The sequence below is a fragment of the Bacillus sp. TE8-1 genome (assembly GCF_008368855.1).
Classification (GTDB): domain Bacteria; phylum Bacillota; class Bacilli; order Bacillales; family Bacillaceae_G; genus Bacillus_A; species Bacillus_A cereus.
Genome location: NZ_QPET01000008.1, coordinates 43,301 through 53,723 on the forward strand (window position 1 = coordinate 43,301; position 10,423 = coordinate 53,723).

Consider the following 10,423-nt stretch of genomic DNA (forward strand, 5'->3'; position numbering starts at 1 on the left):
ATAAAAAGACGAGAAGGTTGATTTTACATTTAATAAATAATATTGAAATAGGTGAGTATGTAATGCCATTAGTTCAAATGAAAGATATTTTAATAAAGGCAAATCAAGAGAAATATGGGGTTGGAGCTTTCAGTGTCGCTAATATGGAAATGGTAATGGGAGCTATTCAAGCAGCAGAAGAGTTACATTCGCCGCTTATTCTACAAATTGCGGAAGTTCGTTTGAATCATTCGCCAATTCATATGATTGGCCCTTTGATGGTAGCTGCAGCGAAAAAAGCAACTGTTCCAGTAGCAGTTCACTTTGATCACGGTATGACGTTTGAAAAAATTAAAGAGACATTAGAAATTGGTTTTAGTTCGGTTATGTTTGATGGCTCTCACTATCCGTTAGAAGAGAATATCCAAAGGACAAAAGAAGTTGTGGAGCTTGCGAAACAGTACGGAGCGACAGTAGAGGCTGAGATTGGCAGAGTAGGTGGTAGTGAGGACGGATCAGAAGATATTGAAATGATGCTGACAAGTACTAAAGAAGCAAAAAGATTTGCAGAAGAAACAGATGTTGATGCGTTAGCTGTTGCGATTGGAAATGCGCACGGGATGTACAATGGAGACCCTGATTTACGATTAGACCGCTTGCAGGAGATTAATGGGATAGTCGATATTCCTTTAGTATTACATGGTGGGTCTGGCATTAGCCCAGAGGATTTCAAGCAATGTATTCAACATGGTGTTCGAAAAATTAATGTAGCAACAGCGACGTTTCAGAATATAGTTTCTGCGGTTAACGCTGCTGTCCTAAATACTCCTTATTCAGATTACTTTACGTATCATCAAGATGTAATTGAGTCCGCATACGAAAACGTTAAAAATCATATGCTCATTTTCGGAAGTGAAAACAAAGCACAACCAGAAAAGCTTTCTTCATTATTTAGTTAGCTGACAAAGGTAGAGAATGATAGATTAGCCATAAAAAAAAGGGGGAGAACATCATGTTAGGTAAATTAGGTAAATTAAATGAAGGGTATAATGTATTAACAGAAATGAACGGTCAATGCAGTGATATGTTAATGGATATAGGTATATATAAGATGTCTAATGGAAAAGAAGAGTTGTTATTTGATAATAAGAATGAAACGGCAGTACTTTTACTAGAAGGGGCAATACGTTTAGAGTGGGATGGAATGGAACAAGTTATTCAAAGGCAGTCTGTTTTTGAAGAAAATCCTTGGTGTTTACATGTGGCTAAAAATGTGAAGGTTACAATTACTGCTCTTTCAGATAGTGAAGTGCTTGTCCAAAAAACAGATAATGACCAAGAATTTGCGTCCAAGTTGTATAATCCAAATGAGTGTCAAAGTGTTGTAGCTGGAGAAGGCGTATGGGAGGGAACAGCGCAGCGTGTTATTCGTACGATTTTTGACTATAACAATGCAGCATATTCTAATCTGGTAGTAGGAGAAGTTATTTCTTATCCAGGGCGATGGTCCAGTTACCCACCGCATCATCATGACCAACCAGAGGTATATTATTATCGCTTTAACAAGCCACAGGGATTTGGATGTGCAATGGTAGGTGAGGACGCTTATCGCGTTGTACATAATAGCTTTATTACAATTCCAGGTGAGCTAGACCACCCACAAGCAACTGCACCTGGATATGCAATGTATTTTTGTTGGATGATTCGGCACCTTGAGAATAACCCATGGAATGATCGTATCATGGAGGAAGACCACAAGTGGTTATTAGAACCAAACGCGAAAATTTGGCCAGAAAAGGAATAGACGAAAATAAATACGAGCACTCCTATTTTTAGTTTAGCGAGTGCAAATATTCAAAAAGAAACTTCAATAGTAACACAAGAAGTGACGCAATACTCAAATGGAAACACTGGTGGTTAATAGAAAGGCTGCACTGGAACTTAGCGAAAAACCTTGCAATTTTGTCGGAATGCAAGGTTTTTTCTTTATTCCAATTTTATTTCACCTTAATACTGATGTGAAATGAAATTGAGGATTTACAAAGAATTTACTATACGAATAAAAAAGAACATTGATTGTTAGCTGTATGCCTGACAAATTTTGTATTCGTTAGAAAAGGAATTTGAACTGTACAATCGAACGTGAAATTTTAACGAATTTTCCAAAAGAATTCTCCTTTCTCAAGCGTGTGAAGGGCGTAGCCCAACGGTAGGTGGGAGATGAATTTCGGTTTGGCGTAGCCAAAAGTTTTTCCTTTTTATTTTGCCTCATCAGTCTTATAAATGATAAAGGCTGGTATATAAATGACCATTCAGTATTCTTGTTGTATTATCACCTTGTGTTAGTCGTGAAATACAGAAGAAATGTGTTTGATGATGATATTAGAGGACATCCATTCATTGAAGCAGAAAAAAATGTTTTCAGGATAGATGTCCTTTTTGTATTAAAAAAAGAATATATTTTCTCAACAGGACAAATAGTAATTATCTATAAGTGTTACTTATAGGGATAATAGGAGAATAGAAATTAATGATAAAGGAGAATGCGAAATGTTAACAGTAATATCTAATAGTGATCTAGCTAAAATCCGTGAAGAAGATGTAGATGTATTAAAGGTAATGTCGCATCCGGTTCGATTAAAAATCATAAGTGAATTAATGCATCATAAAATGTGTAATGTTACACAGTTAACAGAAATATTAGGACTTCCACAGTCCACTGTTTCACAACATTTAGCAAAATTAAAAGGAATCGTACTCCGTGCAGATAGAAGAGGTTTAGAGATGCACTATTATATTGAGAATGCTAAAGCTCGTCAGATTGTAGAAATTTTAGGATTATAGGTCAATTTTTCAGAGTGTCTTTTCTTGTTGGTAAAAAGCTCACTCACATATTGATGAATTAGATAAGAAACCATAACTCTACTATGGAATAAACAACATAAGAAATTCTAACATCATCTGGAAAGAGATTAATATGTAATATTGCATTTGTTAGTCTGTATCTATATTGGTAGATAAAAGCCACCAATATAAATAAAAAGGACATGCAGTCGTAACTGCCGCCCTTTTAGGAGGAATTCAAGATACCAACAGGACGCGTATTGGTAAACAGGTTCAAAAATAGTATATGTGTTAAGAAAAAGTCCTATACAAAAAATTACTGTAAGCAAGCCTATTTATATGTGAAATAAAGAAGGGCCGTCCTATTTGGAGGGCTCTTCTCGTTTAAAGAATTAATATTCAAATAGTTTATTCAGTGAACTACTCGCCACTTAGCAAAGCTTGAAGTGGGAGCTTCTCAGTTCCACGACGAAAGTAACCTTTCGTCTCCTTGAGCGTTACTTCGGGGTGTTCCACCCCTAGATGTCCAACGCATGGATGCTCTTTTGGTACGGTTGATATTTTACGCAGGAACCGAATGGCTTGGTTTTCGCACTCTATTTTCTTCCTGCAACCTTCTATATCAAGTTATCAAAGAACTTCATATAGCTAGTTTATCAAAAGTTTTTGGCTATGCCAAACCGAAATTCATCTCCCACCTATCGTTGGGCTACACCCTTCACACGCTTGAGGAAGGAGAATTCTTTCGGGGAATACGTTAAATTTTGAATTTCACGTCTTCTTTTTTCTATTTAACAATTGTATACTAATTACCCTCAATTATTAATTGAGGGTAAAGAAGTAACTGTTGAGACTAAGTTTACTGAAAAAGAAAAAAGGTTTTGTAAAGCTAGCCATTACTTTCATTGGTACTAAACAGCAAGAAAGAGAAATAGTAGTGTTTGAAGACTTATTACATAAAGGTCAAGTAATTGTAACATACCCTGATGTTAATCAGATTTGGAAAAAGAAAAACAAATTTGCACACTATACTTGGCATATAGATGAGACTTATATCAAAGTCAAAGGAGAGTGGGGTTATCTTTATTGTACAAGGGAGCAAGATGGAGTTAATGATGAATAGTTAATTTCATAATTAAGAAATAGTTAAGAAATAGTTAAGCCCGGTTTAAAATTTGCTTTCTATACTAAAAACATAAGCATACAAGAAAGTTGGTGTTCTTACATGAGCGCAATAATAAAGACTACAAATTTAACAAAGATTTATGGCAATCAGAAATCAGTGGATAATCTTAATATAACCGTAAATCAAGGAGAAATTTACGGCTTTTTAGGTCGAAATGGTGCAGGGAAGACGACTACAATTAGGATGTTATTAGGATTGATAAAGCCCACCCATGGAAAGATTGAAATATTTGGAGAAGATTTATTAAAAAATCAAAAAGAAATCCTTAAAAGAATTGGGTCTATTGTTGAAGTTCCTGGATTTTATGAGAATCTTACAGCACGGGAAAATCTACTAATTAATGCAAAAATTATTGGGATACACAAAAAAAATGCAATTGATGAAGCGTTAGAAATCGTGGGATTGCAACATGAAACTAAAAAGCTTGTGGGTAAATATTCTTTAGGGATGAAGCAAAGATTAGGGATTGCTAGATCTCTTCTTCATTACCCAGAATTACTAATATTAGATGAGCCTACTAATGGTTTGGACCCAATAGGAATTAAGGAAATTAGAAGATTGATACAAAATTTAGCTAAAGAAAGAAAAATTACTTTATTAATATCCAGCCACATTTTATCGGAAATAGAACAGTTAGTAGATCATATGGGGATCATTCATGAAGGTAAGCTCTTAGAGGAAATCGAATTTAACAGCCTTAGAAAAAAGAATCGCAAATATATTGAGTTTCAAGTATCGAATGACAATAAAGCTACAAAAATCTTAGAGAAAAACTTTGGTATTTTTGATTATGAAGTTCATAATGAGGGGATTATTCGCGTTTATTCTAAACTTGGGCAACAAGGAGATATTAATAAAATATTTGTACAAAATGATATTCAGGTTTTGAAAATCTTGATGAGTGAAGACAGATTAGAAGATTACTTCACAAAATTAGTTGGAGGTGGAACAATTGGTTAATCTGTTATATACAGAATTATTAAAGTTAAAACGATCCCATATGTTCTTAATTAGTATTCTCGGTGCATCGGTAGTACCTTTTATGGTAGTAGTAGCATCATTTGTAAGCTTAAAAACTAAACATCCTACTCCTACTATTGTATTTAGTCAATTGTTTGGTGAAGTAAATTTATATACTGTTCTAATAATAGGAGTACCACTATATGGGGTAGTAACCGCCTACCTATTTATTCGGGAATATACAGAAGATACATTAAAGAATTTATTAACTATACCTGTATCACGTATGAATTTTCTTATAAGTAAATTCCTACTTCTATTTTCGTGGATTATGATGTTAACTTTTGTAGCATGGGGATTAACATTATTATTAGGGATAATATTTCAATTTGATGGACTAAGTTCATCCTTAATAAGGGAATCTTTTGTACAGTTTTTGATAGGTGGATTATTGCTTTTTATTTTATCAACACCAATCATACTTTTAACAATTGTACTTAAGAATTACGTACCGACCATTGTATTTACAGTTGTAATAACCATGATTAATTTAATGACAGCAAATTCAGAACATAGAGGATTGTTTCCATGGGCAGCAGCAGGTGATATCTCAAGAAATACGCTTCAGCCCACTTATCCTCCCGAGTACTCCTATATAGGTATATTCGGAACATCTATTATTGGATTAGTATTATTGATTTCATATTTTAAAAAGGTAGATATTCATTAAGAATAATAAAATGGGACCATCTAAAACTATTAGGTAGTAACAAAAAGTAGATTAAAAAATTTTAATTAGCGTTTGATTTATATATATGGTAAGGAGGAGTTTGAAAATGTCTTTTTCTCAGTTCAATATTGATGCTTTTCGAGCCGTTAACGATTTAGGTAAACAGTACCCATTTCTCAATTCTACTATGACGTTCGTGGCAGAATATATGGTATATTTCTTAGCTTTAATTATTGTAGTGTATTGGTTTACTCGATCTAACCAAAATCGAATGATGGTTGTTCAAGCGATGATTGCTTTTGTGATTGCTGAGGTTATCGGGAAAATAGCAGGAAAGTTACATTCAAATTATCAACCATTTGCAGAGTTACCCAATGTTAATAAATTGGTAGAGCATGCTGTTGATAATTCATTTCCAAGTGACCATACAATTTTATTCTTTTCAATTTGTTTTTCATTTTGGCTTGTTCATAAAAAGATTGGTTGGCTATGGATTACACTTGCATTCTGTGTAGCCATTTCTCGTATTTGGGTAGGAGTTCATTATCCTTTCGATGTTATAACAGGTGCTATATTAGGGATTGTTTCAGCGATAATTGCTTATTGGTTAGTACCAAAAGTTACTTTCTTGAAAAGAATACTTTCTATATATGAAAAAGGGGAAAACTACATTTTACCTGCAAAAGATAAATCAAAAAATTTTTAAGGAAAAACATCTGAATTATAAGTAGCTTTTTGCTTATATTGTTAATTTGATGTTAGATAAAGATGCAACATTTCTAGGACAATTGAAGTGGCTTAAACTTGCCACTTCAATTGCCCTAGAATAACTGAGTAAAAATATGGTTTATATATGTATCATAAATACGAATAACGTTTTCTTGGTAAGAATTTACTCATTACAATTTTTTTGGAAGACTAAACCTCATAGACATACCCCACATCATTTTCACTCCAAAAATGAATTTCATACTTAAGTTAAAACAGTTATAAGGGATAGGATAACATTGGTGTTCATTCCTTTTTGTAATAATTGTGGATATACATAATTATTTTTTTGAAAACAATTTACAGTAATATTACGTTTTTTAGAGGAGAAATCAAGTTGTCAAAATCACTAATAAATATGATTTATTAGTGATTTTGGCAACTTGAGAAAATAATTCGTTTATTATTTTGATTACAATATAAGGTAGTATTAGAATGCAGCGTGGAAAGTTAGAGAAAATAAACTGCATATCAAAAGGAGGATGATTTTGGATAGTTATGTTTGGATTATGAATATCAGAATAAAAAACTATACAATTTAATGAGTGGTAGTGTACATTTGGACGTGTAATTCGCGATAGAAATCCTAGTGGCAAATTATTTCTTAAAGTAGTGTGTTAGGCTCTAACCACAGGAACTGCCATGAACGTTAGGGATTTAGATATTCTACGTTTCAAACATAGCAAAGGCGTTAAAATCTGAATAATTAGAATTAAGTCAAATTAAATGGGGAGTCCTTATGAAGAAAATTTTAGTTATATTTCAAAATGGGAATTACTCGAGGCTATTTTTTGCATCTTTTACTTCACAAATGGGTAGTACAATTGGTTTAACTGCACTTATGTTTTATTTTTTAAATCGTTTTTCGCACCAACCTGCATATGCTACTATTACGGAGTTGATGTTGTCTTTGCCCACATTAGTAGTATTTTTTCTTGTTGGTGTAGTTACTGATAGGATTGATCGACAAAAAATAGCTCAAAATTGTGATTGGATTTGTTCTATATTATCGCTTTTATTATTGTGGTCTCTTTTTCTAAACTGGATGCCAGTAGCATTTGCGCTGTTATTTTTAAGAAGTATGGTAAAGAGCTTTTTTACACCCGCGCAATCATCCCTTGTACAAGGTGTTTTAACAAGAGATGATTATGCTACTGCAGTTGGTTTGAATCAGATGGTTACAAGTTTGTTTATGCTTTTTGGTAGTGGTATCGGGATTTATTGTTATTGGGTAATCGGTATTTATGGTGCAATCTTAATTGATGCAATTAGTTTTTTTATTAGTGCTCTTCTTATAAAATCTTGTAGAATGTCAGAAGAAATTCGAATGCCAAACGGAAAACATAACATCAAGGATTTGAACATTTCAATTGTAATGAAGGATTTTGTGAAGGGAATACGTTATATTTTGAACCACAACTTGTTACTTACACTTATCTCCGGATTTATAGTTTTTGGAATTTTAAATGGAGGGCTCTCAGTGATGCAGGTATTTATTTTAAAATACAAACTAGCCCCAAGAAACTATGAAGAAGTTTCAATTATATTAAGTATAGTCTTTGGTATAGGGATTTTACTTGGTAGTGTTATAGCATCTATACTTTCTCAAAAAATAAAGCTTTATCATTTACTAATTTTAGCTTTGTTTATTGGAGGAGGAGCGACTATTTTGAGCTCATTAGTCAATACAGTTTGGCTGTATGTTATTTGTACAGGCATAGTTGCCCTAGCACTTCCGATGATTAATGTAGCTATTGGAGGTTGGATTCCGAAAATAGTAAATCCAAAAATGATGGGAAGAGTACACGGGTGTATTAATCCTTTGATGATGCTCTCACAGTCACTAACCTTACTTTTTATTGCTGGATTTTACCCAGGTATTCTTGCAGTTGAAACTCTTTTTTGGATAGTTGGCGGATGTTTAATATTTGTAGGAGTTTTTTACATGATTAGCATTCCACGATTAATGAAAGTAGAAAAATCAGTTAGCATAACGCTCGAATAATTGTAGTTGATCAATTAATTTAACTAGGATTTGTGAGGGGTTTTATGGAAATTTTTGTTACCAAAATTAAAGATATAAATGATCGAAAATTAGAAAAAACTTGTTCGTGGATAGATGAAGAGAAAAGATATAGAATAAAAAAACTTATTAATAAAAAAGATAAAATTAGAACCTTGATTGGTGAATTACTAGTAAGGACTCTAACAAATAAAAAGCTTAAAATCGGTAATGAAAGAATAGTATGGGGGAAAAATCATTATGGAAAACCTTATTTAAAGGGGTATCCGAATTATTACTTTAACATTTCACATTCGGGAGAATTTGTAGTATGTGCAATTAGTAATAACCCTGTTGGAATTGACATTGAACAAATAAAACATATTGAATACGAAGAAATAGCAAAAAGTTTTTTCTGTGATAGTGAATATGCTTATATACAAAAAGGTGATGTTAATTATCAATTGAGAAAGTTTTATGAGGTATGGACATTGAAAGAGAGTTATATTAAATGCTATGGAAGCGGATTATCAATGTCACTAAAATCATTTTCTATTAATATAGATAGTCACAAAGCTGTTCGTATACTTTCCGATAATAGAGAAAAGAGTAATTCTTATTCAATGGCGATTTTTGATGTAGAGTTAGAATACAAAATGGCTGTATGTTCATTAAATGAAGAAATTTCTAGTAATATAACAGAGATTAACCAAGATATTATTATTAATGATTTTTACAAACTTTTATCAGATAGAGGTGCATTTTAATGATGTTATTTTGTTTGCCTTATGCAGGAGGATCCGAAGCGTTATATTATAAATGGGGTGATTATCTAACCCCATCTATAAATCTATGTCCAGTACTGTTAAAAGGAAGAGGGAAAAGATTCAATGAACCATTTTATAATAGCTTAGAAGAAGCGGTAGATGACATCTTTGATAATATTCGGGATAAAATATGTGAGGAAGATTATGCAATTTATGGACATAGTATGGGGAGCCTATTAGCGTATGAATTATACTATAAAATAATAGGAATGGGATTCAAGAAACCCAAGCATATCTTTTTTTCTGGATACAAAGCACCGAGTGAAAGGGAAAAGAAAGAGATAACTTATAATTTACCAAATAACGAGTTTAAAAATAGAGTTATAGAATTAGGGGGAACACCAGAAGAATTAATTCGTAACGAAGAATTGTTCGAATTTTTCATTCCTTTACTAAAACATGATTTTAAAATAGTTGAAACATATGAATATAAAGAAAAAGCGGACAAAATCACATGCGATATTACTGTATTAAACGGAACAGAAGATTTAATTAGTCTAAAAGGCATAATTGGTTGGAAGAAGCATACTTGTGGAAATTTTAAGATTTATAATTTGGAAGGAAATCATTTCTTTATAAATAACAATGTGAAAAAAATTACAACAATAATAAATGATACGTTAACTGAGGTTGTGAACTACTCGCCATTTAGCAAAGCTTGAAGTGGGAGCTTCTCAGTTCCACGACGAAATTAACTTTTCGTCTCCCTGAGCGTTACTTTGGGGTGTTCCACCCCTAGATGTTCAACGCATGGATGCTTTTTTGGTACGGTTGATATTTTACGCAGGAACCGAATGGCTTGGTTTTCGCACTCTATTTTCTTCCTGCAACTTTCTATATCAAGTTATCAAAGAACTTCATATAGCTAGTTTATCAAAAGTTTTTGGCTATGCCAAACCGAAATTCATCTCCCACCTATCGTTGGGCTACGCCCTTCACACGCTTGAGGAAGGAGAATTCTTTCGGGGAATACGTTAAATTAGATTCCTCAGATATATATCAATAGTTATCATTACTTATTCATTTTCTTAATTATGTGCTGTAGTAGCGTTATCTGTAACTTGATATGAGTTTTAATATTTGTCTTTAATTAAATTACTGTAAAAAATTCTGATTATTTTAATTTT

General features: G+C 32.7%; 9 protein-coding genes and 3 pseudogenes. All 12 read left to right on the forward strand.

Annotated features, from left to right (window positions below):
- Nucleotides 1–62: 62 nt before the first annotated feature.
- The 12 genes and pseudogenes from DN404_RS06440 to DN404_RS06495 all read left to right on the forward strand — a co-directional run bounded on the left by DN404_RS06440 (nt 63) and on the right by DN404_RS06495 (nt 9,958).
- Nucleotides 63–938: a class II fructose-bisphosphate aldolase gene (locus DN404_RS06440; RefSeq protein ID WP_149214863.1), complete on the forward strand. Its 876-nt coding sequence runs from the start codon at nt 63–65 to the stop codon at nt 936–938.
- A gap of 53 nt (nt 939–991) precedes the next feature.
- The gene (locus tag DN404_RS06445) at nt 992–1,783 is read left to right on the forward strand and encodes a 5-deoxy-glucuronate isomerase (protein WP_149214864.1); all 792 of its coding nucleotides are present in this window, start codon (nt 992–994) and stop codon (nt 1,781–1,783) included.
- Between the two features lie 496 nt (nt 1,784–2,279).
- A pseudogene (locus tag DN404_RS06450) lies at nt 2,280–2,363 on the forward strand (transposase); the annotation flags it as partial.
- Nucleotides 2,364–2,529: 166 nt separating this feature from the next.
- Entirely contained in the window at nt 2,530–2,823 is a 294-nt protein-coding gene (locus DN404_RS06455; RefSeq protein WP_048535942.1) for an ArsR/SmtB family transcription factor, read from the forward strand.
- A gap of 819 nt (nt 2,824–3,642) precedes the next feature.
- Nucleotides 3,643–3,823 (forward strand): annotated as a pseudogene (locus tag DN404_RS30900) (VaFE repeat-containing surface-anchored protein); the annotation flags it as partial.
- Nucleotides 3,818–3,934: pseudogene (locus DN404_RS30435) on the forward strand (DDE-type integrase/transposase/recombinase); the annotation flags it as partial. The pseudogenes DN404_RS30900 and DN404_RS30435, both read left to right, overlap by 6 nt.
- A 114-nt stretch (nt 3,935–4,048) precedes the next feature.
- Nucleotides 4,049–4,969, forward strand: a complete 921-nt coding sequence (locus DN404_RS06470; RefSeq protein WP_001273092.1) for an ABC transporter ATP-binding protein — start codon at nt 4,049–4,051, stop codon at nt 4,967–4,969.
- Complete coding sequence (locus DN404_RS06475) at nt 4,962–5,699, forward strand: ABC transporter permease (RefSeq protein ID WP_000247702.1); 738 nt, start codon at nt 4,962–4,964, stop codon at nt 5,697–5,699. Before DN404_RS06470 ends, DN404_RS06475 begins: the two co-directional genes overlap by 8 nt.
- A gap of 106 nt (nt 5,700–5,805) precedes the next feature.
- Complete coding sequence (locus DN404_RS06480; RefSeq protein WP_088362860.1) at nt 5,806–6,405, forward strand: undecaprenyl-diphosphatase; 600 nt, start codon at nt 5,806–5,808, stop codon at nt 6,403–6,405.
- 801 nt (nt 6,406–7,206) lie between these two features.
- Nucleotides 7,207–8,472 (forward strand): MFS transporter, encoded by a 1,266-nt coding sequence (locus DN404_RS06485; RefSeq protein WP_016118422.1) that lies wholly within the window; start codon nt 7,207–7,209, stop codon nt 8,470–8,472.
- A 44-nt stretch (nt 8,473–8,516) separates the two neighbouring features.
- Entirely contained in the window at nt 8,517–9,236 is a 720-nt protein-coding gene (locus DN404_RS06490; protein WP_149214866.1) for a 4'-phosphopantetheinyl transferase family protein, read from the forward strand.
- Complete coding sequence (locus DN404_RS06495) at nt 9,236–9,958, forward strand: thioesterase II family protein (RefSeq protein WP_149214867.1); 723 nt, start codon at nt 9,236–9,238, stop codon at nt 9,956–9,958. The genes DN404_RS06490 and DN404_RS06495 overlap by 1 nt, the downstream gene beginning before the upstream one ends.
- The last annotated feature ends 465 nt before the right edge of the window (nt 9,959–10,423 follow it).

What these genes read in the sequence shown, in the direction of transcription:
- DN404_RS06455 (WP_048535942.1), top strand. Translation starts at nt 2,530, where the DNA reads ATGTTAACAGTAATATCTAATAGTGATCTAGCTAAAATCCGTGAAGAA.
- DN404_RS06445 (WP_149214864.1), top strand. Translation starts at nt 992, where the DNA reads ATGTTAGGTAAATTAGGTAAATTAAATGAAGGGTATAATGTATTAACA.
- DN404_RS06440 (WP_149214863.1), top strand. Translation starts at nt 63, where the DNA reads ATGCCATTAGTTCAAATGAAAGATATTTTAATAAAGGCAAATCAAGAG.
- DN404_RS06485 (WP_016118422.1), top strand. Translation starts at nt 7,207, where the DNA reads ATGAAGAAAATTTTAGTTATATTTCAAAATGGGAATTACTCGAGGCTA.
- DN404_RS06490 (WP_149214866.1), top strand. Translation starts at nt 8,517, where the DNA reads ATGGAAATTTTTGTTACCAAAATTAAAGATATAAATGATCGAAAATTA.
- DN404_RS06480 (WP_088362860.1), top strand. Translation starts at nt 5,806, where the DNA reads ATGTCTTTTTCTCAGTTCAATATTGATGCTTTTCGAGCCGTTAACGAT.
- DN404_RS06470 (WP_001273092.1), top strand. Translation starts at nt 4,049, where the DNA reads ATGAGCGCAATAATAAAGACTACAAATTTAACAAAGATTTATGGCAAT.
- DN404_RS06495 (WP_149214867.1), top strand. Translation starts at nt 9,236, where the DNA reads ATGATGTTATTTTGTTTGCCTTATGCAGGAGGATCCGAAGCGTTATAT.